This window comes from Bradyrhizobium sp. 195 (assembly GCF_023101665.1).
Taxonomy (GTDB): domain Bacteria; phylum Pseudomonadota; class Alphaproteobacteria; order Rhizobiales; family Xanthobacteraceae; genus Bradyrhizobium.
In genome coordinates this window covers 4304029-4330296 of sequence record NZ_CP082161.1, presented here as the reverse complement: position 1 = coordinate 4330296, position 26268 = coordinate 4304029, and the positions used below count along the sequence as shown (strand labels likewise).

The window sequence follows — 26268 nt, the reverse complement described above, 5'->3', positions numbered from 1 at the left end:
CAGAGGCTCAATGTCCTTTTCAAATCTCGGACTGTCCGAAAAAGTCCTCGCCGCAGTGGCGGCCACCGGTTACACCACCCCCACCCCCATTCAGGAACAGGCGATCCCCCACGTCCTCGCACGCAAGGACGTGCTCGGCATCGCCCAGACCGGCACCGGCAAGACCGCGGCCTTCGTGCTGCCGATGCTCACCATCCTCGAAAAAGGGCGCGCCCGAGCCCGTATGCCGCGCACGCTGATCCTCGAGCCGACCCGCGAGCTCGCGGCCCAGGTCAAGGAGAACTTCGACCGTTACGGCGCCGGCCAGAAACTCAACGTCGCGCTCCTGATCGGCGGCGTCTCCTTCGGAGACCAGGATGCCAAGCTGACGCGCGGCGTCGACGTGCTGATCGCCACCCCCGGCCGCCTGCTCGACCACACCGAGCGCGGCGGTTTGCTCCTCACCGGCGTCGAGCTGCTCGTCATCGACGAAGCCGATCGCATGCTGGACATGGGTTTCATTCCGGACATCGAGCGTGTCTGCAAGCTCGTCCCGTTCACGCGACAGACCCTGTTCTTCACCGCGACCATGCCGCCGGAGATCCGGCGCATCACCGAAGCCTTCCTGCACAATCCGCAGAAGGTCGAGGTGTCCAAGCCCGCGACCACCGCCGTGACCGTCACGCAGGTCCAGGTGCCCGCCGGGCGCGAGGCGCACGAGAAGCGCGACCTGCTACGCCGCCTGCTGCGCGAAGCCAAGGATCTCAAGAACGCGATCATCTTCTGTAATCGCAAGCGTGAAGTGGCGATCGTTCACAAATCGCTTCAGAAGCACGGGTTCAGCGTCGGCGCCCTGCACGGCGACATGGACCAGTCGGCCCGCACGGCCGCACTCGAGCAATTCCGCAAGGGTGAGCTGCCGTTGCTCGTGGCCTCCGACGTCGCCGCCCGCGGCCTCGACATTCCCGAGGTCAGCCACGTCTTCAATTTCGACGTTCCCCATCACGCCGACGATTACGTTCACCGCATCGGCCGCACCGGCCGCGCCGGGCGCACCGGCACTGCGATCTCGATCGTGACGCCGCTCGACCAGAAGTCGATGGTGGCAATCGAGAAGCTGATCGGCCAGAGCATTCCGCGCGCCGAGGGCGATTTTGAAATCCACACCGAAGCCTCCGATTCGACCGAGCGTCCGCGCGAGTCGCGTGGCCGCGAACGCTCACGCGGCGGGCGCGGCAAGCCGCAGCGCGGCCGCGACCGTGAGCGCAGCCACGAGCCGCGTGGCGAGGCAAGACATACTTCCGAGGCAAGACAAGCTTCCGAGGCCGGACATGCGTCCGAAGCCAAGAGTCCTTCGGACGCAAGACAGCCCGCTGAAGCAAGGCATCGTTCCAGCGACAAGCGCAGAGCGGAGCCGCGTCACGACGCGCGCCAGCCGGCCAATACGGCGCATGTGCCGTCGATCGGCCGTCCCGAGCCCCGCCGCCAACGCGAGGCCGACACCGAGCCGGGCGATCACTCGCATCTGCCGGCGTTTCTACTGCGGCCGGTTCGCTCCCCCGCCGGGGCCTGAAGCGCGGCGCGCTCCAGGTTTCGGTTGAGCAAACCCGCCGCACAATTTTTTAGATGCATGCGTGAACGTATATTTACGGGGTGTTCACGATCGTCCGTTAGCCTACGAACATAATTTAAGCATTGCTGCGGTCGACGGCGCATCGACCGCTGTGGGGTATGTTCCGTGGTCAAGGTTCTCGACGAACACGAACGCACAATGGCGTTCGCCGAGGTAGCGCTCGGTCAGATCCGATCGCTGCGACAGACGGCAATTCCCCGCAATTACGAGATCTGGTACGTCTACGCCACCGGCTACAATGCGCCGCTCAATAAGATCGTCAACGAGACGCTGGCGCGCAGCGGCAAGCTGACTGAAGCCGATCTCGAGCAGATCTACGAGACCTATCTCTCCCACATCAAGACCACCGACCGCATCGACAAGGTCGGCGCGCGCGTCATCGGCGAGATCGACGACGTGATGAAGGTCTTGAGCGATGCGCTCGGCATGACCGGCTCCTACGATGCAAGCTTGTCGGGCGCCACCGAAAAACTCTCGTCGGCCAAGAGCCGCGATCAGATCAAGTCGATCGTCGAAACGCTGCTGCGTTCGACCAGCGAGATGCGTGAGACCAACAAGGCGCTGGAAGACCGGCTGACGCTGTCGAAGAACGAGATCAGCAATCTCCAGCAGAGCCTGGAGGCGATCCGCGCGGAGAGCCTGACCGACCCGCTCACCGGACTTGGCAACCGCAAATATTTCGATCGCATGATCGATATGGCCGTGCAGAGCGCACTCGCTTCGGGCGAGCCGCTGTCGCTGCTGCTGTTCGACATCGATCACTTCAAATCTTTCAACGATTCCTACGGCCATCTGACCGGCGACCAGGTGCTGCGGCTCGTCGGCCTTTCGCTGAAGCAGACCATCAAGGGCCAGGATATCACCGCACGCTATGGCGGCGAGGAATTCGCGGTCGTGCTGCCCAACACCGCGCTGCGTCAGGCCCTCACGGTGGCCGACCACATCCGCCGCGCGGTGATGGCGAAGGAATTGAAGAAGAAGTCCACCGGCGAGATCCTCGGCCGCGTCACCATCTCCGTCGGCGTCTCCATGCTCAAGCAGGGCGACGACACCGATGCGCTGATCGAGCGTGCGGATGCCTGCCTCTATGCCGCCAAGCGTAACGGCCGCAACCGCGTGATCTGCGAAGCCGATCCGGAATACGCGGTCGAGACCCACAGCCGGGTGGCGTAGGCTTCCGCGAGCTGCCGTAGGGTGGGCAAAGCGAAGCGTGCCCACTACCTGTCTCGATCATGGAAAGACCGTGGGCACGGCGCTACGCGCCTTTGCCCACCCTACGGCACCGCCCGCTTGACATTCTTCGGCGGCAAGCAACATCCTCCTCGCCGCCTGAGCATTGAGGACTTGTCGTCTTGCCGAACCCCCACGATTTCCATACGCCGCAACCGTCCTACACCAGGGACGAACTGCTGAGATCGAGCGAAGGCGGCTATTTCGGTCCGGGCAATGCGCAATTGCCGGCACCGCCGATGCTGATGATGGATCGCATCACGGAAATCAGCGTGGACGGCGGCACGTTCGGCAAGGGCCATATCGTCGGCGAGCTCGACATCGCACCCAGCCACTGGTTCTTCGATTGCCACTATCGCGGCGACGCGATGATGCCGCCAACGCTGGGGCTCGACGCCATGTGGCAGATGATCGGCTATTGGCTCGGCTGGTCGGGCTCGCCCGGCAAGGGCCGCGCCATCGGCGTCGGCGAAGTCGAGTGCACCGGCGAGATCACACCAAACGCCCGGCGCGTTCGCTACGAGGTCGCCATGCGCATGGTCCGCCGCGGCAAGCTGGTGCTCGGCATCGCCGACGGCCGCGTGCTTGCCGACGGCGTCTGTGTCTTCTCGGCCAAGGACATGAGAGTGGGCCTGACCAAGGCTGCGGATTGAGGTCCCGTAGGGTGGGCAAAGGCGCGCAGCGACGTGCCCACGATCTCTTTCCACAACATCCTAACCGTGGGCACGCTTCGCTTTGCCCACCCTACGCACCGTCTTCTTGACCGCCTTCTTCGCCGCCTTCTTGGCAGCAGGCTTCTTTGGCGTGGTTTTCTTCTTCGCCACTTGCTTCCGCTTCCGCGGCGTCTTCACCTTGGCACGCTGCGCGGCGGCGAGCGCCGCCCTCGCCCATTGCACCAATTCCTCGGAATCGTCGAACAGGCGCGCCGGCAGCTCCCAGTAGGAGTTGACCGTCACGGTCTTGGCACGGGTCGAATACTGGAACGGCTTTGAGCCTTCGGCTTCAAAGTCCGGGATGGTCACCACGTCGGCGCGGAAGAACAGGCCGGCGCGCAAGGCCAGCGCGAAGTTGATGCCATCGGCGGAGATGCCGTAGCCGGAGAACATCTTGCGGATGGTGACGGGGCCGAAATCGGCGAACAGGTCAGTCAGGAATTCGCGGTCCATGCGGGCGTCCCTAAGCGAGAAGGCCACCCTAGCACGCCGTCATTGCGAGCGAAGCGAAGCAATCCAGACTGCCTCAGCAGAGACAGTCTGGATTGCTTCGTCGCAAGGGCTCCTCGCAATGACCGGGAAACTACCCGTCGATCTTCGCCGGGCGCAGCTCGACCGACTCGCCGCAGCCGCAGGCGGAGATCTGGTTCGGGTTGTTGAAGACGAACTGAGCCTGCATCTTGTCGGCCTTGTAGTCCATCTCGGTGCCGAGCAGGAACAGAACGGCCTTGGGGTCGACCAGGATCTTGACGCCCTTATCCTCGACGACCTCGTCGGTCGGGCGAACGTCATGAGCGTATTCGACCGTGTAGGACTGGCCGGCGCAGCCGCCGTTCTTCACGCCGACGCGCAGGCCGACGATCTCGGAGTCCGCACGCTGGGTCAGCTCGGTGATGCGCTGGGCAGCAGCGTCCGTCAGCCGCATCACCTGCGGGCGGGGCCGCCGGGGCTTTGGTGTCGAAGCTGGTGTTGCCTGGGTCATCTTGTTTATCTGGTCCGTTGCGGAGCAAATTCAATGCTGAGTTTACGTCACCACATGTTGAGGACGAGGCGCGCCTCGTCGCTCATGCGCTCGGGCGACCACGGCGGCTCCCAGACGACCTTGACGTCGACCACGCCGACGCCGGGGACGCTGGCGACCGCGTTCTCGACCATGGTCGGCAGCTCGCCGGCGGCTGGGCAGTTCGGCGTCGTCAGCGTCATCTGAACGTCGACGGAGCGGTCGTCCTTGATCTCGACCTTGTAGATCAGGCCGAGTTCGTAGATGTCGGCCGGAATTTCCGGGTCGAACACGGTCTTGAGGCCCGCGATGATCTCGGTGGTCAGCCGCTCGGTCTCCTCCGGCGGCAGCGCCGAATGGGTTTCCATCGGACTAGCTTTGATTTCGGCCGTGTCACTCATGCGAACAAATCCCGCGCCTTCAAAAGCGCCTGTGCCAGATGATCGACTTCTTCCCGCGTATTATACATGCCGAACGAGGCCCGGCAGGTGGCCGTGACGTTGAACCACTCTAAAAGCGGCATCACGCAATGGGTGCCGGCGCGCACCGCGATGCCCTGGCGGTCGATCACGGTAGCGACATCGTGGGCGTGCGCGCCCTTGAGCTCAAAGGAGATCACCGGGCCCTTGCCCCGCGCCGTTCCGATCAACCGCAGCGAATTGATCTCGCGCAGCCGTTCCTGGGCATAGGTGGTGAGATCGTGCTCGTGGGCGGCGATGCGCTCCTTGCCGATCGAATTGACGTAGTCGATGGCGGCACCAAGGCCCACCGCCTCGACGATCGCGGGCGTGCCCGCCTCGAATTTGTGCGGGGGATCGCCATAGGTGACGATGTCGCGCGAGACCTCGCGGATCATCTCGCCGCCGCCGTTGAAGGGGCGCATCGCGACAAGATGGTCATACTTGGCCCAGAGCACGCCGATGCCGGTCGGGCCATAAACCTTGTGACCGGTGAAGACGTAGAAGTCGCAGCCGAGGTCCTGGACGTCGACCGGCAGATGCACCGCGCCCTGGCTGCCGTCGACCAGCACGGGAATGCCGCGTGCATGGGCGATCTTCACGACGTCCTTCACCGGCACGATGGTGCCGAGCGCGTTCGACATCTGCGTAATCGCGACCAGCTTGGTCTTGGCTGTCAACAGCTTCTCGAACTCGTCGATGAGGAAATTGCCCTCGTCGTCGACCGGCGCCCATTTGATCACAGCCCCCTGGCGCTCCCTCAGGAAATGCCAGGGCACGATGTTGGAGTGGTGCTCCATGATCGAAATGACGATCTCGTCGCCTTCTCCGATATTCGGGCCACCCCACGAAGACGCGACCAGATTGATCGCCTCCGTCGCGTTGCGGGTGAAGATCACCTCTTCCGTCCGGGGCGCATTGATGAACTGCGCCACCTTGGCGCGGCCGCCCTCATAGGCTTCAGTCGCAGCGTTAGCGAGGTAGTGCAGGCCGCGATGCACGTTGGCGTATTCGCTACTGTAGGCCTGCGTCATGCGATCGAGCACGGCACTCGGCTTCTGCGCAGAGGCGGCGTTGTCGAGATAGACCAGATTCTTGCCGTAGACCTGCATGGCGAGCGCCGGGAAATCCTGGCGCACGCGCGCGACATCGTAGGCGCCGTTCTTGACAGCGGGATGCGTGCTCATTGGCGCCGCTCCAGCCAACGCTCAGCAATGCCGATCACGTGCTCGCGCAAGCCGTCATCGGCAATCTGTTCGATCGCCTCGCCGACGAAGGCCTGGATCAGCAGCGCCTGGGCCTGCTTCTCCGGCAGGCCGCGCGCCTTCAGATAGAACAGTAGGCTGTCGTCGAGCGCGCCGGCGGTGGCGCCGTGGCCGCAGGAGACGTCGTCGGCGAAGATCTCGAGCTCCGGCTTGTTGTCGGCCTCGGCTTCGTCCGAGAGCAGCAGCGCACGGGTCATCATCTTGCCGTCGGTCTTCTGCGCGTCGGGACGGACGATGATGCGGCCCTGGAACACCGAATGGGCGCGGTCGTCGATCACGGCGCGGAAGACTTCGCGGCTGACGCAGTTCGGTACGGCGTGGTCGACCACCAGCGTGGTGTCGCCATGCTCGGTCTTCTGCAACAGGTTCACGCCGTTGGCGGAGAGCTCGCTACCCTCACCCGCCAGCGTGATGAAGCCCTGGAGGCGGCTGACCGCAGCGCCGGTGGTCATGTTGAAGAAGTTGAATTTTACGTTCGCGCCGATGGTGACGAAGTGCGACGACACGTTCACCGCGTCGGGCGCGTCATCCATCAGGCGGATATGAGCAACGTCGGCGTCGTCGCCGACCGAGACAAGGATGGCGTCATTGACCTGGTAGGCCTTGGCATCCGCCGAGACGAAAGTCTCAACGATGGTGACGCGAGCGCCGTTCCCGATCGTGACCTGCGAGCGGGTGAAGGACGACGCCGATGCGGCGGTCGCGATGTGAATGATCTGGATCGGCGCGGACAGCTTGGCGCCGTCGGCGATCGACAACACGACGCCGTCGGTCGCCATCGCCGCGTTCAGCGCGATCACGGCATCGGTGGACGCAGTCCTCAGCAGACCGGCATCCTTCTCCAGCGTCTCGCGCAGCGTCTTGAAGCCCGCCTCGGCGACAAGCGCCTTCACGTCGGACAGATCCGCTGCGAGCACGCCATCGACCAGCACCAGCTTGTGGGCACCGTCGATCGCATGCGCCTTCACCGCATCCGCAGCGCGTTTCAGCGCGGCCGCATCGGGCGCGGCTGCCAGCGGCAGCACCTCGCCGACCAATGCGCGCAGGTCAGTGTATTTCCATTCCTCGATCCGGCGGTGCGGCAGGCCGAGACGCTCATAGGTCTCGAACGCCTCGCGGCGCACTGCCGTGACCGCGGACGAACCCGGCAGCCGGCCCTCGGCGCTGGTGAAGAGATCGCTCACCGCGCGGCCCTTTCCGGTCTTTGCCACAGCAACGTTCATCGCAAAATTCCTTACGCGGCATCCTCGAACTGGGCGTAGCCGGACGCTTCCAGCTCCAGCGCCAGTTCCTTGCCGCCGCTCTTCACGACACGGCCCTTCGACATCACGTGCACGACGTCGGGCACGATGTAGTTCAGGAGCCGCTGATAATGGGTGATCACGACCATCGCGCGCTTGGGCGAGTGCAGCGCGTTGACGCCGTCGGCCGCAATGCGCAGCGCGTCGATGTCGAGGCCGGAATCCATCTCGTCCAGGATGCACAGGCTCGGCTCGAACAGCGCCATCTGCAGCACCTCGTTGCGCTTCTTCTCACCGCCGGAGAAGCCGACATTGACGCCGCGCTTGAGCATGTCCTGCGGAATGTTCAGCGACTTCGAGACCTCGCGAACCTTCCTGAGGAAGTCCGGGGTGGAGAACTCATCCTCGCCGCGCGCCTTGCGCTGGGCGTTCAGTGCCGTGCGCAGAAAATTCATGGTGGCGACGCCGGGAATCTCGACCGGGTACTGGAACGCCAGGAAAACGCCCTTGGCGGCGCGCATATCGGGCGACATCTCCAGGAGGTCCTCGCCCCGAAACAGGATTTGGCCGTCGGTGACCTCATAGCCGGGCTTGCCGGCGATGACGTGGGAGAGCGTCGACTTGCCGGAGCCGTTCGGCCCCATGATGGCGTGGATCTCGCCTTCGTTCACGGTCAGCGTCAGCCCGTGGAGGATCTCACGCTCCTCGACACGAACCTTCAGGTCTTTCACTTCAAGCAAAGCCATGATGTTTTTCCATCTATCCCCTCACCCTGAGGAGCGCCGGAGGCGCGTCTCGAAGGGCGAGGCCAACAATCTTTCCGGTAGCCATCCTTCGAGACGGCCGCTTGTGCGGCCTCCTCAGGATGAGGCCGAAGCTAGCCAACCGACCCTTCAAGCGAGATCGAGATCAGCTTCTGCGCTTCCACGGCGAACTCCATCGGGAGCTGCTGAAGCACGTCCTTGACGAAGCCGTTGACGACGAGGCCGACGGCCTCTTCCTGCGAAAGCCCGCGCTGGACGCAGTAAAACAGCACGTCCTCGGAGATTTTCGAGGTCGTGGCCTCGTGCTCGAACGTCGCCGACGAGTTCTTGGCTTCGATATACGGCACGGTGTGCGCGCCGCATTTGTCGCCGATCAGCAGGGAGTCGCAGGCGGTGAAGTTGCGCGCGCCGGTCGCCTTGCGATGCGCCGTCACGAGCCCGCGATAGGTGTTCTGCGATTTGCCGGCGGCAATGCCCTTGGAGATGATGCGGCTCGACGTGTTCTTGCCGAGATGGATCATCTTGGTGCCCGAATCGACCTGCTGGAAGCCGTTCGAGATCGCAATCGAGTAGAACTCGCCACGCGAATTATCACCGCGCAGGATGCAGCTCGGGTACTTCCAGGTGATCGCCGAACCGGTTTCGACCTGCGTCCAGGAGATCTTGGAGTTGTTGCCGCGGCAGTCGCCACGCTTGGTGACGAAATTGTAGATGCCGCCCTTGCCTTCCGAATTGCCGGGATACCAGTTCTGCACCGTCGAATATTTGATCTCGGCGTCGTCATGCGCGACGAGTTCGACCACGGCGGCATGCAGCTGGTTCTCGTCACGCTGCGGCGCGGTGCAGCCCTCGAGATAGGAGACGTAGGAGCCCTTGTCCGCGATGATCAGCGTGCGCTCGAACTGGCCGGTGTTGCGCTCGTTGATGCGGAAATAGGTCGACAGCTCCATCGGGCAGCGCACGCCGGGCGGCACATAGACGAACGAGCCGTCGGAGAACACCGCCGAGTTCAGCGTCGCATAGAAATTGTCCGAGGTCGGAACCACCGATCCCAGATATTTCTGCACCAGCTCGGGATGCTCGCGGATCGCCTCCGAGATCGGCATGAAGATCACGCCGGCCTTCTTCAGCTCCGCCTTGAACGTGGTTGCCACCGAGACCGAATCGAACACCGCGTCGACCGCGATCTTGCGCCGGGCCGGGTCTTCCTCGCCGGGCTTTGGCTCGACGCCCTCGAGCATGGCGACTTCCCGCAGGGGGATGCCGAGCTTTTCGTAGGTCTTCAGGATCTCCGGATCGATCTCGTCGAGCGAGGTGACCGTCTTCTTCGGCTTCGGCGCCGCGTAATAATAGAGGTCCTGGAAGTCGATCTTGGGATAGTCGACGCGCGCCCAGGTCGGCTCAACCATGGTCAGCCAACGCCGATAGGCCTCAAGCCGCCACTGGAGCATCCAGGCGGGTTCGTTCTTCTTCTGCGAGATGAACTTTACGATCTCTTCCGACAACCCCTTGGGGGCCTTCTCGGAGTCGATCAGGGTCTCAAACCCATAACGATACTGGTCGACGTCGATGCGCTTCACGCGCTCGACCGTCTCTTGTACGGCTGGCATTCCATCCTCCGCTCGCGGTTTCAAGGACCGCGGTGGATCAAACTCGAACGAGTATTACGATGTTTCTGTGCGGAAAGCACGGGCTTAGAACCGTTCAAGCCGTGTTTCATCGCTTAGTGCTTAAGTAGGCTATTACCGAGCTTTCGCCAAGCCTCTAACGCCCTGTTGATGTCATCTGGTTCCGTGGACCAGCCCAGACTGAGACGCACCGCTCCCTGGGACACCACCGGGTCAAAGCCCATGGCGGAAAGAACGTGGGACGGCTGGACCTTGCCCGAAGAACAGGCCGAACCAGAGGAAACTGCGACGCCTTCGAGGTCGAAGCCAATCACGGCGGTCTCGGCCTTGAGGGCGGGCGCGGTGAACAGGACGGTATTTGGCAACCGCTCAACCTCCTCCGAAAAGATCGTTGCGTCTGCAATTTCTCGGATGCCATTTTCCAAACGATTTCTGAGGGTTGCCATGTGCTCCGCATCCTCCCGCAGAGTCTGAAGCGCGGCCTTCACTGCCGCACCAAAGCCGGCAATGCCGGCCACATTCTCGGTTCCGGCGCGACGGTTGAGCTCCTGTCCTCCGCCCCGCAGTACCGGCTCCAGTCCAACGATTCCCTCTGCCACCACCAGGGCGCCGATCCCCTTGGGGCCGCCGATCTTGTGCGCAGAAAAAGTAGCAAGATCGGTGCCTACGTCCCTGATGTCGAACGGGATTTTGCCAAGTGCCTGGATCGCATCGACGTGTAGCAGGCCGCCAGCCTCGTGGACGATTCCTGCGACATCGGCGACCGGTTGGAGCGCGCCCGTCTCGTTGTTGGCGGCCATGACCGAAACCAGCGCCGGCGGGCCGTTATTGAGCTGGGCCTTCAGATGCTCGAGGTCCACCACGCCGGAGCGCGTGACCTGGACCAGACCGATCGTGGCACCCGGGAACCGGCCACCTGCCAGCACCGAGGCGTGCTCAACCGCCGAGACCAGCAGCCGCTCAACTGGGCCGCCGGACGGTCCACGCAGCCCCGGTGACAGGGCCAGCGCATTGGCCTCGGTTCCGGTCGAGGTGAAGACCACGTTCCGCGGCACCGCGCCGACTGCCATGGCAAGTTCGGCGCGGGCCTCCTCGACCAATCGCCGCGCCTCGCGCCCCTCGGCATGCACCGACGACGGATTGCCGACCAGATCAAAGGCCGCAGCCATCGCCGCCCGCGCCTCGGGGCGCAGCGGCGTGGTCGCGTTCCAGTCGAGATAGACACGGGTCGGCATCTCGCCCTCTTAGCACCTTTTGTCATCCGGCCAATCGGACGGCCGCGCGCATCAGGCCGGCTGGTGCTGCTCCATCCTGGCGACCGGCCGCGGCACCGCCCGCAATCCGAACAGCGGCCGCAGCCAGGCGATGCGCCGGACGAGTTCATAGGTAGCGACACATGTGAGTGCCGTTCCAATGATGACAATGGCGGCTTCGATCCCAGCCGGGAGCCCGCTGTCATGCAATTGATGCGCGATCACGATGATCGCGGTCTGATGCATGATGTAGTACGGGAAGATCGCGTCAGTCAGATAGCGGCGCACGGGGCTGTCGGCTGTGAAGTAGCGTCGCGCAAAGCCCAGCACGGCGGCGATCGCGAGCCATTGATAGCAACCATAGGCCAGGGACGCGAACCACTTCAGCCCGGGCGACGGCACGAACAGACCGGCGCGAACCAGGATGAAGGCAGAGAAGCAGGCGGCTGCAGCCACCAGTGCCGCCCAGCGATGGCGCTCGACATCGCGCCAGATCCCCTCCTGCTTCGCCAGCAGGAAGCCGAACAAGAAGGCCGTCGCGTGGTCGGCGTGGTTGTACCAGTCGCCGAACAGCGCATGCGTCGACGGGAAAGCCGGGAACAGCACCAGACGCCAGGCCGCAAACAGCAGGCAGGGCACGATCAGGAGCCATGGTCCGGCGAGCACCAGCTTCCGACCAGCCCAGTCGGCGCCAGCCGGCCATAGCGCGAGCACGCCGATCAAGGCCATTGTGTAGACCCACAGATAGACCACGAACCAGAGATGGTTCCAGGTCGGCAGCACGATGCATGGGTTCGGACAGAATTGCGCACCGAAGGCAAAGTAGTGCCTGGCGTAGAAATCGAAAAAGCCCGCGGGATAGCCGAGGCTTTCCACGATCTGGAGATAGGATTGCGGCGGCACGATCACGAGCATGCCGAAGATCAGCGGAATCAGCAGCCGCGCCGACCGTGCGCCGGCAAGCGAGGCCAGACTGGACTTGCCGAGCATGAAGCGGGTGGCAATCCCCGACACCAGGAACAGCAGCGACAGCCGCCAGGGGTTGAGGAAAAGCATCACGGGTTCAAGCCAGGTCAGCCGGTGCACGCTCTTGATGTGAAATCCCCAGGACACGTAGAGCATGCCGACGTGGTAGAAGATCAGCAGCCCGAAGGCTAAAATCCGCACCCAGTCCAGATCGATACGTCTTTCCGGGTTTTGGAATTGCTGTGGTGTTGTCATGGTTTTCTGCTCCTCGACGGGACGACAAATGCGGTTTTCGGGCCATGGCTGACACCGAAAATGCCCCGCCCACGGAGCGCGTCGAGCCGGTTTGGGATCAGAATCGGAGCCGAGGGGATGAGCCGCCGGCGGTTGGGACGAGTCGCGGGTCCCTGGGGATCAGCGGCGGCGACCGGACGATGTTCGTTGCGATTTCGGCCGTCGCGCTCGCGATCGGAATCGTCAATGCGTTTTCGGGCGCTCAGGACGCCGCCTGGCGCGGCGACAGCTACGACGTCGGCCGGCGGCTGTTCTGGGAGATGTCGAGCATCGCCGTCATCCTGCTGCTGCTGCCGATCCTGGTGCTGGCGGTCCGCCGCATGCGCCGAACACCCGGCCTCGCCGCGCGGGCAGGAATCGGGGCGATCGCCCTGCTCGGCTTCTCCGCCCTCCACATCACCGGCATGGTCTGGGTGCGGAAGCTCGTGTTCTGGCTGGCTGGAAGCGCCTACGACTTCCATTTCTCGCTCGCGACGGTCCTGTACGAATTTCGCAAGGACGCAGTGGCCGTTGTCCTGATCGCCGGCACGCTCTGGCTGTTCGAAAGCCGGCGTGAGCTGAGGAGGGCCGCGGTCGCTGCCTCGGCACCGCCCGCCCCGCAACGGTCGTCATCCCCCGAATTGATCTGGCTGCGCGACGGTACGAGCCGCATTCGCGTGGTGTCGCGCGACATAATCTGGGTCGCTTCCGCCGGCAACTACATCGAATACAGCCTCGCCGATGGCACCCAGCACCTGATTCGGGGCACGCTGGCAGCGGCAGAAAGGGAGCTGGCGCGCTTTTCCATCGTTCGCGTTCATCGGACCAAGCTTGCCAATCTCGACCGGGTGCGCGGCGTGGACTTGAAAGCTTCAGGAGATTTCGAGCTCGCCTTCGACAACGGGCAGACGCTCGGAGGCAGCCGGCGTTACCGGCCGGCGGTCGCCTCGCTCGGAGGCCGAACCGCCCCGGTGGGAATCGCCCCAGCCGATCGGCCGGAGATCCATAAACAGTCGTGATTCCAATCGGTTGATCGGTACGCTACGGCGGAGAGCCGGCCCTGCCATCTCCCGATTGAACCCAGGCAACATCCCCATAACCCGCGGCAGGTCGGGCATGACGCTGCGATGACTGGCTAAGCTCTTGAGCCCATTGAGAGATGTCGAAGAAGCTTGCTTTTTGACCCTTGCCTCGTGTTAGAAGGCGCGCGTCAGTTCACCCGCGCGCCACTCGCGCATCATCCGAGGGCGCGCCTCTCCAACCTCCATTCGTGCTTTTGTCGGCGGCAACGCTGATGGAGCCACGGTCGGGTTGATTGCGCAGGGATCACCTCCAAGGGACTCAATCAGAGACATCCATGCCTGAAGTTATTTTCACTGGCCCTGCCGGCCGCCTCGAAGGCCGCTATCACCCGGCCAAGCAGAAGAACGCGCCGATCGCGATGATCCTGCATCCGCATCCGCAGTTCCACGGCACGATGAACCATCAGATCGTGTACCAGTGCTACTACGCGTTTGCGCATCGCGGCTTCTCGGTGCTGCGCTTCAACTTCCGCGGCGTCGGTCGCAGCCAGGGCTCGTTCGACCATGGCACCGGCGAATTGTCGGATGCGGCGGCCGCGCTTGACTGGGCGCAGACCATCAATCCCGAAGCGCGCGCCTGCTGGGTCGCCGGCTTCTCCTTCGGCGCCTGGATCGGCATGCAGCTCTTGATGCGCCGTCCCGAGGTCGAAGGCTTCATCTCGATCGCACCGCCGGCCAATCTCTACGACTTCTCCTTCCTCGCGCCCTGCCCGTCGTCAGGCCTGATCGTGCACGGCGAGAAGGATGCGGTGGTGCCGCCCAAGGACGTCAACACGCTGGTCGAAAAGCTGAAGACGCAAAAGGGCATCGTGATCGACCAGCAGGTCATCCCCGGCGCCAACCATTTCTTCGACGCCAAACTCGAGCCGCTGATGGAAACCATCACGGCCTATCTCGACATGCGCCTCGCCAACGTGCGCTGAGAGACTTGTAGCGCTGGGATCTTGTAGCCCGGATGGAGCGCAGCGAAATCCGGGAAGCCTGTTGCTGCAGAAGCACCGCCCCGGATTGCGCTGCGCTCCATCCGGGCTACGCGTATCGCTCAAGCCAGTTTCAGCGCGACGATCCCCATCAAGACGAGCGCGATGCCCGCAAGCTTCATCGCGCTCAAGGTCTCGCCGAACAGTAGGACGCCCATGACGAATGTGCCGGCCGCGCCGATGCCGGTCCACACCGAATAGGCGACGCCGACCTCGAGCACCTTCAGCGCCCGCCCCAGCAGGAAGACGAAGGCAGCGAGCAGCACCAGCGAGACGATGCTCCAGCCCACACGCGTGTAACCTTCCGCGTATTTCATCGAGATCGCCCAGCCGACGTCGAGCGCGCCGGCGATCACGAGCATCAGCCAGGCCACCGACGGCGACATCGGAATGCGCTCAGGCCGCGAGCTTGAGCAGATGCGCGTCGTGACGAACAAGGAAGGCGCGCAACAGTTGCGGATAGTCCGCGCCGACCGCGCTGCGCACGCTCGGGCGCTTCGCAAGCTCGGCGCGCCACGCCCGCACCTTCGGCACATCGCGGAAAATGCCGTGCTCGGTCAGTTCGTCGAACAGGTCGAAATAGCGGAAGACGGGCGCGAAGACCGCATCAACCAGGCTGAACGCATCGCCGGCGAAGAACGAACCTGTGCCGAGCGCAGCTTCGACACGCGCGAACTTTGCGACGAGTGCCTGGCGCTTGCTTTCGAAGATCGCGGCATCCGTAGTCGTCTCCAGGCCCCAGAGATCGCCGAGGATCGCCGAGCCGAACTCCATCCAGGCGCGGTGCTCGGCACGCTTCAGCGAGTCAGCCGGATGCAGCTTCGCGCCACCTTGCGTCTCCTCGATGTATTCGCAGATCACGTTGCTCTCGAACAGCGCGACCTCGCCCTTGTCGGTCGTCACCACCAGCACCGGCACCTTGCCGAGCGGCGAGAGCTTCAAGAACCAGTCGGGCTTGGCAGCGAGATCGATATCGATCCGCTCGAACGGGACGCCCTTTTCCTTGAGCGCGATCACGGCGCGCTGCACGTAGGGACAAAGCTTGTGGCTGATCAGTTTGAGGGTGGCGGTCATGGCGGCGATCCCGGCGTTAAATGCAATTGCATCCATATAGATGCATTTGCATGAACACGTCAAGATCGATACATCTGCATTGACCGCCTCTGATTTTCACGGCCTTGCGATTACCCCGCCCGTCATCGGCATCGGCACGCCGGTGGTCGCCGGATAGGACAGCGGCAGACCCTTCAGCCCGCGCGCCGCAAGGAAGCCGAAGGCCTGGGCCTCAATAGCGTCGGAGGCCCAGCCGAGCGTCTCGGCGGCCTCGACTGTGGCCGATCCCACCCGCTCCCGCAGCATCCGCAGCATGGTGAGGTTGCGGGCGCCGCCGCCGCAAACGATCCAGCTCCGCGGCCGCCGTGGCAACAATGGGATGATGCGCGCGATCGCCGCCGCGGTGAAGGCGGTCAGGGTCGCAGCGCCATCGGCCGGCGCGACGTCGCCGAGCTTGAGCGCAGCGAAGTCGTTGCGGTCGAGCGATTTCGGCGGGGGCGCGGCGAAGAACGGCAGCTCCAGCGCCCGCGCGATCCAGGCCTCATCGACCTTCCCGAGCGCTGCGAACTTTCCTTCCGCATCGAACGCCTGGTTCATGGTGCGGTACATGAAATCGTCGAGCAGCGCGTTGCCGGGGCCGGTGTCGCAGGCGATCAGCGTATCGTTGCCGTCGATATAGGTGATGTTGGAAACGCCGCCGATATTGACCACGACGATCGGCCCTTCGCGGTCCAGCGAATGGGCGAGCGCGCGGTGGTAGACCGGCACGAGGGGCGCGCCCTGCCCGCCCGCCTCGACGTCGGCGGCGCGGAAATCATGCATCACCGGGATATGGATCGCCCTGGCCAGCGCCGGCGCGTCGCCGATCTGCACCGTCAGCCGCTTCTCGGGGCGGTGCAGCACGGTCTGGCCGTGGAAGCCGACGATGTCGACATCCTCCGGCTTCATCCGGTTCTGGGCGAGGAAGGCGGCTACTGCCTCGGCATGCGCCTGTGTCACGGCGCGCTCGGCCTCGGCCAGCACTCCAGGCCGGGCATCGCGTTGTGGCAGTTGCACAGCCTCGGCGAGCGCCTGGCGCAGCAGATTGCGCTCAGCGGAGCTATAGGGCCGATAACCGGTTGGCCCGAACGCCTTCACCTGCTTCCCGTCGGTCTCGATCAGCGCGACATCCACCCCGTCCAGCGAGGTGCCGCTCATCAAACCGAGTGCCGTCAACATCATGGATCAGCGTCCTCAACAGACCCCCTCCGGCATGCCGATCTTGTGCCAGAGGGACACATCTTATAATGCCACAGCGCCAAGTGGCGGGCAGCAAGCGAGTTCCCTCAGAAGACCTTTAAATTGCTCCCAAAACAGTAAACCAAGAATTGTCAGGCGCGCCGACAGATGACTGCATTTAAATCGGATTTCCTCAACACCCTGCAGGAACGTGGTTTCATCCACCAGTGCTCCGATTTCGAGGGGCTGGACGCACTCGCCGCCAAGGGCGAGGCGACCGCCTATGTCGGCTACGATTGCACCGCCCGCTCGCTGCACATCGGCAATTACCTGACCATGATGATGCTGCACTGGCTCCAGGAGTCCGGCAACAAGCCGATCACGCTGATGGGCGGCGGCACTACCATGGTGGGTGATCCCTCCGGCAAGGACGAGACGCGCGCGATGCGCACCGTCACCGAGATCGAGGCCAACAAGGAATCGATCCGCGGCGTGTTCGCAAAGGTGCTGCGCTACGGCGAAGGCAAGAGCGACGCGGTCATGCTCGACAATGCGGAGTGGCTGACCAAGCTGAACTGGATCGAGATGCTGCGCGACGTCGGCCGCCATTTCTCGGTCAATCGCATGCTGACCATGGACTCCGTGCGGCTGCGCCTCGAGCGCGAGCAGGAGATGAGCTTCATCGAGTTCAACTACATGGTCTGCCAGGCCTACGACTTCGTCGAGCTCGCCAAGCGCACCGGCTGCAAATTGCAGATGGGCGGCTCGGACCAATGGGGCAACATCATCATGGGCGTCGATCTCGGCCGTCGCATGGGCACCCACCAGCTGTTCGCGCTGACGACGCCGCTGCTGACGACCGCATCGGGTGCCAAGATGGGCAAGACCGCGCAAGGCGCGGTGTGGCTCAATGCCGACCAGTTCTCGCCGTATGATTTCTGGCAGTATTGGCGCAACACCGAGGACGCCGACGTCGGCAAATTCCTGAAGCTGTTCACGACGCTGCCGATCGCTGAGATCAAGAAGCTCGAGGGGCTCGGCGGCTCGGAGATCAACGAGGCCAAGAAGGTGCTCGCCACCGAAGCGACGGCGCTGCTGCATGGCCGCGATGCCGCCAACGAAGCAGCCGAGACCGCGCGTCGCACCTTCGAGGAAGGCGCGCTCGCCGAGAGCCTGCCTACGGTGGAAATTCCGCGCGGCGAACTCGATGCCGGCCTCGGCGTGCTCAACGCTTTCGTCAAGGCCGGCCTCGTCGCCTCGAACGGCGAAGCACGCCGCCAGATCAAGGGCGGTGGCCTGCGCGTCAACGACCAACCCGTCACTGACGAGAAGCTGGCGCTGTCAGCGGCCAACCTGACGCCGGAGGGCGTGATCAAGCTCTCCTTCGGCAAGAAGAAGCACGTCCTGATCAGACCTGCATAGGCGTATGAGCTTTTCGCTGCTTGTCAGGGTGCGCCGAAGCGCGCTCCCTGACCAGCAATGGATCAGAACACGCCCGATAGGGAAACGAGCAAGGACGGCGTCACGACGACGCCGCAAGGTGCCGTGCGCGTCGCGCTCACCGTGCTTGCGCTCTGCTTCACGCTGGCCGTGCTCGGCCGCGGGCTCGGCGACAGTTTTACGGTGTTCCTGAAGCCGATCTCGGAGAGCTTCGGCTGGGACCGCGCGCAGATCGTCTCGGTCTATTCCCTCACTTGGCTCGCGAGCGGTCTCACCGCGCCCTTCGTCGGTCGTCTGTTCGACCATTCCGGACCGCGCATCGTCTATGCGCTCGGGCTGCTACTGCTCGGCGCGGCTTTCCTGATCGCGGCCCACGCCCAGCATCTCTGGCAGTTCCAACTCTCGATCGGCCTCTGCGTCGGCATCGGCGTCGCCTTCATCGGCATCGTGCCGAACTCGATCCTGCTCGGCCGCTGGTTCGGGCGCCGTCTGCCGACCGCAATGTCAGTGGTGTATTCGGCAATGGGCGGCGGCGTGCTGGCGTTGCTGCCGGCATCGCAGCTCTTGATCGACCACATCGGCTGGCGCGACACCTATCAGCTGTTCGGCTTCGCCGCGCTGGGACTGCTGGTGCCGCTGCTGCTCCTGCCTTGGCGGATGTTTTCGGCGGGCTCGCCGCACGTGACCAAGAAGACCGATCCCGACTTCGTCGACAATGGCTGGACGCTGGTGAGCGCCATGCGCCACCACGCCTTCTGGGCGCTGTTCTCGACCTTCTTCTTCACCGCCGTCGGCATGTATGCGATCGCTGCCCAGATCGTGGCCTATCTGATCGACGCCGGCTTCCCGCCGCTCCAGGCGGCGACCGCCTGGGGTTTTTCCGGCGTCGTGCTGGTGTTCGGCATGCTCGGGGTCTCCGCGCTCGACGGACTGATCGGGCGGCGGCCATCGGTGCTGCTCAGCTACGCGATCTCGATCGTCGGCATCGTCCTGCTCTGGCTGCTTCAGTATTATCCGAACGTCTTCCTGCTCGCCGGTTTCGTCGTCTGCTTCGGCAGCATGATGGGCTCGCGCGGTCCACTGATTACCGCCACCGCAATGAAGATATTCCGCGGGAAACGCGTCGGTACGATCTTCGGCACCATCTCGATCGGGAGCGGGTTGGGGTCGGCCTTCGGCTCATGGAGCGGCGGCCTTATCCACGACTTCACCCACGGTTACGATCTGCTGCTCATCTTCGCACTTGCGAGCGTGATCCTCGGAATGATTCCATTCCTGATCGTCCCCGCCTTGCGGGAGTAAGTCTCCCCGACGTAACCTGCATCCCTCGATGTCACCGGGGAATTACGGACGGCATGCGGGGAGCGGCGCGCGAAAAATTCCAAGGCAACCGGCGTGAACGGACGAACTGCGGTGTTTTGTCCGTCATGACAAAATTGTCAGCGCAAATTGACGCGGAGCCGCTTGCGGGGTCGAACTGAATACGGTCCAAGTCGCGCATTGGATGGAGGGCACAAACCAATGGACTTTAACTATCTCACTCGCTTTCAACCGGTTCTCTTGAGCCTGTTTCGTTTCATCACGGGGTTGCTGCTGTTTCAGTACGGCGTCGCCAAGATCTTCAAGTTTCCGGTGCTTCCTTACTTCGCCAACATCCCGCCGCTGATCTGGACGGCCGGCGCGCTCGAACTCGTACTCGGTGCGCTGCTGATGCTCGGCCTGTTCACCCGTCTCAGCGCTTTCATCCTCGCGGGTGAAATGGCCTTCGCCTACTTCATGGGCCACATGTTCAAGGGCGAAACGCCGGTGTTCCTGCCGCTCCTCAATGGCGGCACCGCGGCGATCCTGTTCTGCTTCGCCTGCCTCTATCTGTCGGCAGCCGGCGGCGGCTCGGTCAGTGCCGATGCGGCGATGGGTAAGAAATAGGCGCGTACGCGCCGCGCTGATGCGCCCCTGATTGACCCGCCAAGCGGGACGGCACCGGCAGACCCGGTGCCGTCTCAGCGCGCCCCCAGCACGTTCCAGATCAGGACGAGGGCCGCGACGAGCAGCACGGACATGATGATGCGGTGAGCGAATCGGTTCACTGCCACTCCGGCCGCGCTCGATCACCACCAACTTCCGACATCATTTTTCTCCGCGACCTGACCCGCCACGCGCGGCGAGGCGCGTCGGCCTGCATGTTGCGCACGCAGGTGCAGACGCCGCGCGTGGCAGCACGTCGCACGCGTCCATTCATGATTGGTAAGAACTTCATGCTACCGACGCGAGCAATAACAACCATTTCCCATCGAGGCTGCGATGAAGCTGCTGAGTCACCTCAAGATCCGCACCAAGCTTGCCAGCATGGTGTGTCTCGCCGCGCTCACGGTTGCGGCCATCATCGGGGTATCGGCCGCGCTCAGCAAGAGCCGCATGATGGAGGATCGGGTCCAGCAGATGCGGACCGCCGTCGAGCTGCTCTACAACTACGCGCAATCGCTTCAGGATGAGGTTGCCGCCGGCAAGCTGACGCTGGCCGATGCCAAGGCCCAGTTCCATCGGCGCGGCCGCCGCATGAACTTCAATGGCAACCAGGGCTACCCGGTGGTTTACAATCAGGACGGCTCCCTGGTCGTGAACGGCGCCAATCAGCAGCTCGAAGGCAAGATCACGGGGGCCAAGGACTCCAACGGCGTGCTGATCGCGGACGCCATAATCAAGGCCGGCAGCGAGACCGCGCAGGGCGGCGTGGCCTCCTATCTCTATCCCCGTCCCGGCCAGACCGAACCTGTCCGCAAGACCATATTCGCGCGCAAATTCGCGCCCTGGAACGCGACTATCAGCTACGGCCTCTACGTCGACGACATCGACGCCGACGTCCGCGCACTGACGCTTGAGCTCGGCGCGATCGGCATCGGCCTGATGCTGCTGATGGCGGCGCTATCCTGGCTGATCGCACGCGACGTGCTCGGCGCGCTCGAGCGTCAGAAGAACCGCATGCAGGAGATTTCCGAAGGCGCCATCGACAAGCCGGTCGAGGAAACCGGCCGCGGCGACGAGATCGGCCGCATGGCCGAGACTCTCGAAGTGCTGCGTCAGACGGCTTTGACGGCGCGCTCGCTGGAGGCCGAACAGGTCGCCACCAAGTCGCGGACCGAGCAGGAGAAGCGCGACGCCCTGATCTCCCTCGCCGACCGCTTCGACGCCTCCGTCGGCCAGCTCGTCGGCCTGATGGCCTCCGGCTCCGGCGAGCTCGAGACCACCGCCAAGTCCATGTCCTCGACCGCCGAAGGTACCAACCGCCGTGCCGCATTGGTCGGCTCGGCCGCCACCGAAGCCAGCCAGCGCGTCCAGACCGTCGCGGCCGCCGCCGAGGAGCTCTCCTCCTCCATCACCGAGATCAGCCGCCAGGTCGCCCAGTCAGCCGAAGTCACCGGACGCGCGGTCGACAGCGCGCGCCGCACCGACACCATCGTGCGGGCGCTCTCGGACGGCGCCCAGCAGATCGAACACGTCGCCGAGCTGATTTCCAACATCGCCGCCCAGACCAATCTGCTCGCGCTCAATGCCACCATCGAGGCCGCGCGTGCCGGCGAAGCCGGCCGCGGCTTTGCGGTCGTCGCTTCCGAGGTGAAGTCGCTCGCGAGCCAGACCGCGGAAGCCACCCGCGAGATCGGCGACAAGATCGCCCAGATCCAGGGCGCGACCAAGGAGGCAGTGGACGCGATCGGCGGCATCACCGCCACCATCGAGGAGGTCAGCCGCATCGCGACCTCGATCGGTGCGGCCATCGAAGAACAAGGCGCCGCCACCGCCGAGATCGCCCGCAGCGTCTCGCAGACCGCGGAGGCGACCAGGGAAGTCACCACCAATATCGGCGGCGTCTCCACCGCCGCCAACGAGACCGGCAACGCTGCCGGCATGGTGCTCGCGGCGGCCTCGAATCTGTCCAAGCAGGCCGAGCAGCTCTCGGGCGAAGTCGGGACGTTCCTCGCAGGCGTGCGCGCGGCGTAGGCTGCTCGTTCACCTCTCCCGCTTGCGGGCGAGGTCGGCGCAAAGCGCCGGGTGAGGGTTCTCTCCCCGTTGGGCGTCTCTCTGCGGAAACACCCTCTCCCCGACCCTCTCCCGCAAGGGGGCGAGGGAGCGCACCTTCTTCGTGGACACAATCAGATCTGATTGCCTGCAGGCTTTAACGAAGCCGTCCCGCGCTTACCGCCGCGCGAGACTACAACCGCTGGACAGCTGGCGCGTCGAGCCGGTCGAGCCGTCATTGGACTGCGAGGGGAATTCCTCGAACGGCGAGTTCTGCTTGCCGGTGTTGAACTCGAAGATCTTGCGGAACAGGCCGGGCGCCATCGCCGAGATCGGATTGACGCGCATCACGGGCGCCGCTGGCGTGCCGACCACCTCATAGGTCACGCCAATCAACCCTTCATTGTTGCCGCCGCCGAGGAAGATGCCGAACAGCGGAATCTGGCCGAAGATGTTGTTGACGCCATACATCGGCACGAAGGTGCCGCTCATGCAGACCTGATTGCCGGGATAGTCGATTGATCCCTCGATGGTGGCGCCGATCATCGGGCCCTTGACCACGCCATCGCGGATCGTGAGCGCGCCGTTCTGCCGGGTGAACTCGGCGCGGAGCGCGCTGAAGGAGACGCCGTTTCCGGTACCGTTGGGCGCGCCGGCGGCGACGCGTTCGAGCTGAGCCTCGCCCTTCACCGTGAAGTCACGGACATTGATGAGGCCCTCGCGCGACGTGTTCGGCTCCGACGTCGGCGGCTCCATCGCCACCACCATCTGGCCGCCGACCGCCTTGGTGTAGGTGTCGGTGAAGCGCAGCAGCGCGCCGGCATCGTTGGTCTGGAGGTAGATCACCTCGCGGCTGCCCTGCGCACGCCCGCCGCGCAGATCGGCCGCCACTGGCGTATCGCGGCCGATCTTGCCGCTCAGGGTAAAGGCCTTGATGGCGCCGCTGCGCTTCGACATCTTGGCATCGACGCTGCGCATCGCCTCACCATTGAAACCGGCGACGGCACCTAGCTTCACGTCGATGTCGAAGTCGACGTTCTTCATCTTGTTCTTGGAATCGTCCTTGGAATTGCCCGAAATCGCCGACTTCAGGAAGCCGCGGCCATCGAACACGTCGCCGCGCATGGTGCCCCTGATGACGCCGTCCTGACCACGCTCGGCCTTCAATGAGGTCTTGTCGCCGTCGGACGGCGAATAGGTCGGGAAGTTCACGTTCATCAGCTCGCCATTCGCGTCGACCTCGAGCGAGCCCTTGATCGAGGCGCCGCCACCTTCGATGACGATGTCCTCAAGCCGCGTCGATTGCGCCGTCGGCACGACCTTGAAGCTGGCCTTGCCTGATTTGCCCGGCAGCTTGAGCCAGCCCGGCAGGATATTGTCGAGCTTGACCGACGTCAGGTCGGCCTCGACGCCGAGCTTCGTCGTCTGGTCGGGACCGCCGGCGATCTTGCCCGACAGCTTGATCGGCAACGATCCGCTGACGGCGGGGCCGAGATCGAACCCCAATCGCGCCCGGCTTGCGTCGTCCAGCGTCGCCTGCAGTCTGACGTCAGCATCGCCTTCCGTCGGCTTGCGGTAGTCCAGCGAGGCCGCCTGGCCGTTGATCTTGACGTCGCCCTTGACCTGATAGCCTTGGTTGTTCGCGACGATCTTGAGATTGTTGGCCTCCAGCTTCTGGTTCATCACCAGCTTGTCGGCTGAGAAGCCGTTGAGGTCGGCCGTCACGGCATAGGTGGTGTCAGACTTGGTCAGCTCGCCCTTGACCGGCAGGCCGAGCTGGATGTTCGCCGTGAAGGTCCCCTTGCTGGTGTTGGGGTCGACGACGGTCGACGACAGATCGCTCAGGCGATCATTGGAGAGCATTTCGGCCGCTGCTGGCACCGGTCCCTCGACGCGAAACTTCGTTCGCGATGGCGAGGGCTTCGGGGCCATGTCCGGGACCTCGAAGGTGAAGTCGGAAATCGTGACCTTGCGGCCGGCGGGCGTATCGGCAATGCCCTGGCTGATATTCACGGTCGCGGTGCGGCCGGTCACGCGCGCCTTCAAATCGGCATCGTGCACGACAGGCATGCCGTCCACGGGACGGACCGCGACGCCGCTCGCCACGATGTTGACCGAAAGGCCGTCGTCGGGAATGGGCGGGCCCTTGCGCGGAAGGTTCTTCGTCGGCGAGTTGACGCCGATCTCGATGCGCTGAAGCGTACCGCGCTCGATCCGCTCGATCACCCATTCGCGCAACTCGGGAACGACCAGCGTCGGCCACATCCGCTTCAGCGCAGAGGCCGACATCGGCGTTCCCGCAAAGCCCAGCGTCAGCCGCGGCTCGCCGGAATAATCGATGGCACCGGTGCCTGCGACGCCGATCTCGCCATTGCTGATGTCGGCTTGCGTGAGCAGGAAGCGCTTGTGGTCGGTGTCGAAACGGAAGCCGATTGCGATGCGGTTGAAGACGAGCGGCGGCTCGTTGTCGATGCCGCCGAGCAGGATCGAACCGCCGCTGAAGCCGAGCTGCCAGTCATTGACGGTGCCGTTGGGCGGCTCGAGATGGGCCAGCAGCGTCAGGCGGTTCGCGCCCGACAATATCTTGAACGGTGCGACCAGCACCCGGCGATTGGCGTCCCACTCGACGTTGATCTCGGCCTGGTCGATCGCCATCGGATAATCTGGCGTGTCGGTGTCGATGATATGGCCCGCGCCGACCGCGATCTTGCCGCGGAAGAATGTCGGCACACCATCGCGGCCGAGCTCGCCCTTGAGCTCGCCCGTCAGCGGCAGGTCGGCCGTATAGGTGAGGTCCTTGACCCGCAGTGCCAGCAGAATGTTGGAGGTCGAGACCTTGTCGGCCTTGATGTCGACCGAGCGCACGCCGTTCTCGGCCGGCCCGATCGTGGCGCGCAGCATCCACGGGCGCGCGCCCTCCTCGCCCAGGCTCAGCGTGACGCCACCGCGGCTCGGGCGGCGCAGGCTGAGCGTGATGTTCTCAAACGACCATTTGCTGCCGCGCTGCTGATCGTCGACGATCAGATTGCCGTTCTTCAAACCGATCTCGTTGAGGTTCTGGCCGTCGAGACCGGTCATGCTCAGACTGTCGAGCCAGTCGAGGCCCTGAAGGATGCCGCTCTGTGCGGTCGCCTGAGGCGCGGCCTGAGATGGATCCTGGGTGGCGGGCTGTGTGGCGAATGGCGGCGGCGGGACGCCGTTGCGCGGGAAGGTCGGCGGCAGGCCCGCGTCCTTCTTCGAGGCGACGCCGGTTGCCAGCGGCTTTGCGGTGTCGCCAGCGGATACGGTGACAGTGCCGTCGGGCGCGATGCGGATCGCGAGCTCGGCATCGACGAGATTGAGGCTTTCCGCACGCAGATGCCCCATCAGCAGGCCCGCACCCGACAGCTTCACCTCGGCCTTCGGCGCGCTGGCGACGACGGCGTGATCGCGGTCGCGGACGATGATGTCCCGGATACGGACGGCGATGCGGATCCGGCCGGCCCGCTCGATCTGGGTGCCTCCGATCTCAACCGTGTTGCCGTGACCGATATTGTCCTCGATCGCTGCCGCCAGCCACGGCGTTGCGATGTCGAGATTGATGGGACCGGCCCCGAGCCGCCACCACAGCGCACCGAAACAGCCGACGAAGATGACGGCGAGAGTCCCGACGACAAGGACGAAACGCTTCAGCCAGCGATCGGCGGCCAGCCAGCGGCGCAACGCCCCAAACCCGTCACCGAAGCGGTGAAGGCCCGAATTGGAACGCGACAGCAGCCGGCGCGCGCGATGGCCCGCGGCCGCCTCCTGATCCGGATCCCAATCGGCGTCGTCCCATTCCTGCGGCTGTTGCTCACCGCCGCGCCGATCGAAGTCCCGATTGTAATCCTGGGGCGACTTATTCCTTGCCATTGCCTCTCGATACAGGCGCCCGTCATTGAATTGAGCGCCGCCGGGACCGCAGCCGTCCACGGGACGCGAAGCCCCCCGCGCCGGCACTGCAGCCATACCTCGAATATTCCTGCTGTTCGTCATTTCGCCCCGGGAGCGCGTTCAACGAGCAGTGGGGTAGTGCGTGGAATTCCTTGTAACCATACTC

Annotated in this window: 22 protein-coding genes; 9 read left to right on the top strand and 13 right to left on the bottom strand. The window is 64.2% G+C overall.

Annotation, left to right across the window (positions count from 1 at the left end):
• Nucleotides 1–10 precede the first annotated feature (10 nt).
• From IVB26_RS19935 to fabA, 3 genes are all read left to right on the top strand, one after another.
• On the top strand, nt 11–1552 hold the full coding sequence (locus IVB26_RS19935; protein ID WP_247967054.1) for a DEAD/DEAH box helicase: 1542 nt from the start codon (nt 11–13) through the stop codon (nt 1550–1552).
• A 165-nt stretch (nt 1553–1717) separates the two neighbouring features.
• Nucleotides 1718–2785 carry a GGDEF domain-containing protein gene (locus IVB26_RS19930; RefSeq protein ID WP_247967053.1) on the top strand — a complete coding sequence of 356 codons (1068 nt, stop codon included), beginning with the start codon at nt 1718–1720 and terminating at the stop codon, nt 2783–2785.
• Between the two features lie 179 nt (nt 2786–2964).
• Nucleotides 2965–3495, top strand: a complete 531-nt coding sequence (gene fabA, locus IVB26_RS19925; RefSeq protein WP_247967052.1) for a bifunctional 3-hydroxydecanoyl-ACP dehydratase/trans-2-decenoyl-ACP isomerase — start codon at nt 2965–2967, stop codon at nt 3493–3495.
• Between the two features lie 60 nt (nt 3496–3555).
• On the opposite strand, the gene IVB26_RS19920 is transcribed toward fabA, so the two are convergent.
• The 9 genes from IVB26_RS19920 to IVB26_RS19880 form a co-directional block, all read right to left on the bottom strand.
• Nucleotides 3556–4008 (bottom strand): TfoX/Sxy family protein, encoded by a 453-nt coding sequence (locus IVB26_RS19920; RefSeq protein WP_247967051.1) that lies wholly within the window; start codon nt 4006–4008, stop codon nt 3556–3558.
• Between the two features lie 130 nt (nt 4009–4138).
• Entirely contained in the window at nt 4139–4537 is a 399-nt protein-coding gene (locus IVB26_RS19915; protein WP_018323036.1) for a HesB/IscA family protein, read from the bottom strand.
• A 47-nt stretch (nt 4538–4584) separates the two neighbouring features.
• Nucleotides 4585–4956: an SUF system Fe-S cluster assembly protein gene (locus IVB26_RS19910; RefSeq protein WP_018323035.1), complete on the bottom strand. Its 372-nt coding sequence runs from the start codon at nt 4954–4956 to the stop codon at nt 4585–4587.
• The gene (locus tag IVB26_RS19905; RefSeq protein WP_247967050.1) at nt 4953–6200 is read right to left on the bottom strand and encodes a cysteine desulfurase; all 1248 of its coding nucleotides are present in this window, start codon (nt 6198–6200) and stop codon (nt 4953–4955) included. The genes IVB26_RS19910 and IVB26_RS19905 overlap by 4 nt, the downstream gene beginning before the upstream one ends.
• Nucleotides 6197–7501 carry a Fe-S cluster assembly protein SufD gene (sufD, locus tag IVB26_RS19900; protein WP_247967049.1) on the bottom strand — a complete coding sequence of 435 codons (1305 nt, stop codon included), beginning with the start codon at nt 7499–7501 and terminating at the stop codon, nt 6197–6199. Before sufD ends, IVB26_RS19905 begins: the two co-directional genes overlap by 4 nt.
• An 11-nt stretch (nt 7502–7512) precedes the next feature.
• Complete coding sequence (gene sufC, locus IVB26_RS19895) at nt 7513–8265, bottom strand: Fe-S cluster assembly ATPase SufC (protein WP_247006158.1); 753 nt, start codon at nt 8263–8265, stop codon at nt 7513–7515.
• 131 nt (nt 8266–8396) lie between these two features.
• Complete coding sequence (sufB, locus tag IVB26_RS19890) at nt 8397–9893, bottom strand: Fe-S cluster assembly protein SufB (RefSeq protein ID WP_247967048.1); 1497 nt, start codon at nt 9891–9893, stop codon at nt 8397–8399.
• A gap of 113 nt (nt 9894–10006) precedes the next feature.
• Entirely contained in the window at nt 10007–11146 is a 1140-nt protein-coding gene (locus IVB26_RS19885) for a cysteine desulfurase family protein (RefSeq protein ID WP_247967047.1), read from the bottom strand.
• A gap of 51 nt (nt 11147–11197) precedes the next feature.
• The gene (locus tag IVB26_RS19880; RefSeq protein ID WP_247967046.1) at nt 11198–12385 is read right to left on the bottom strand and encodes an acyltransferase family protein; all 1188 of its coding nucleotides are present in this window, start codon (nt 12383–12385) and stop codon (nt 11198–11200) included.
• On the opposite strand from IVB26_RS19880, the gene IVB26_RS19875 reads away from it, so the two are divergent.
• Together IVB26_RS19875 and IVB26_RS19870 are read left to right on the top strand one after the other, a co-directional pair.
• Nucleotides 12373–13422 (top strand): LytTR family DNA-binding domain-containing protein, encoded by a 1050-nt coding sequence (locus IVB26_RS19875; RefSeq protein ID WP_247967045.1) that lies wholly within the window; start codon nt 12373–12375, stop codon nt 13420–13422. The genes IVB26_RS19880 and IVB26_RS19875 overlap by 13 nt on opposite strands.
• Nucleotides 13423–13760: 338 nt before the next feature.
• On the top strand, nt 13761–14408 hold the full coding sequence (locus IVB26_RS19870) for an alpha/beta hydrolase (RefSeq protein WP_014495555.1): 648 nt from the start codon (nt 13761–13763) through the stop codon (nt 14406–14408).
• A 119-nt stretch (nt 14409–14527) separates the two neighbouring features.
• Here the strand turns inward: IVB26_RS19870 and IVB26_RS19865 are convergent, their stop codons facing one another.
• The 3 genes from IVB26_RS19865 to IVB26_RS19855 form a co-directional block, all read right to left on the bottom strand.
• The gene (locus IVB26_RS19865; protein ID WP_247967044.1) at nt 14528–14851 is read right to left on the bottom strand and encodes a DMT family transporter; all 324 of its coding nucleotides are present in this window, start codon (nt 14849–14851) and stop codon (nt 14528–14530) included.
• A gap of 10 nt (nt 14852–14861) precedes the next feature.
• The gene (locus IVB26_RS19860) at nt 14862–15539 is read right to left on the bottom strand and encodes a glutathione S-transferase family protein (RefSeq protein WP_247967043.1); all 678 of its coding nucleotides are present in this window, start codon (nt 15537–15539) and stop codon (nt 14862–14864) included.
• 96 nt (nt 15540–15635) lie between these two features.
• On the bottom strand, nt 15636–16739 hold the full coding sequence (locus tag IVB26_RS19855; protein WP_247967042.1) for an anhydro-N-acetylmuramic acid kinase: 1104 nt from the start codon (nt 16737–16739) through the stop codon (nt 15636–15638).
• A gap of 165 nt (nt 16740–16904) precedes the next feature.
• Here IVB26_RS19855 and tyrS point away from each other — a divergent pair, with 165 nt between their 5' ends.
• The 4 genes from tyrS (at nt 16905) to IVB26_RS19835 (ending at nt 22172) form a co-directional block, all read left to right on the top strand.
• Complete coding sequence (gene tyrS / locus IVB26_RS19850; RefSeq protein ID WP_247967041.1) at nt 16905–18158, top strand: tyrosine--tRNA ligase; 1254 nt, start codon at nt 16905–16907, stop codon at nt 18156–18158.
• Nucleotides 18159–18215: 57 nt separating this feature from the next.
• Nucleotides 18216–19478 (top strand): MFS transporter, encoded by a 1263-nt coding sequence (locus IVB26_RS19845; protein ID WP_247967040.1) that lies wholly within the window; start codon nt 18216–18218, stop codon nt 19476–19478.
• A 219-nt stretch (nt 19479–19697) separates the two neighbouring features.
• Complete coding sequence (locus IVB26_RS19840) at nt 19698–20102, top strand: DoxX family protein (protein WP_247967039.1); 405 nt, start codon at nt 19698–19700, stop codon at nt 20100–20102.
• 375 nt (nt 20103–20477) lie between these two features.
• Nucleotides 20478–22172, top strand: coding sequence for a methyl-accepting chemotaxis protein (locus IVB26_RS19835; RefSeq protein ID WP_247967038.1), 1695 nt, complete (start codon nt 20478–20480; stop codon nt 22170–22172).
• Nucleotides 22173–22367: 195 nt separating this feature from the next.
• On the opposite strand, the gene IVB26_RS19830 is transcribed toward IVB26_RS19835, so the two are convergent.
• Entirely contained in the window at nt 22368–26177 is a 3810-nt protein-coding gene (locus tag IVB26_RS19830; RefSeq protein ID WP_247967037.1) for an AsmA-like C-terminal region-containing protein, read from the bottom strand.
• Nucleotides 26178–26268: the final 91 nt, after the last annotated feature.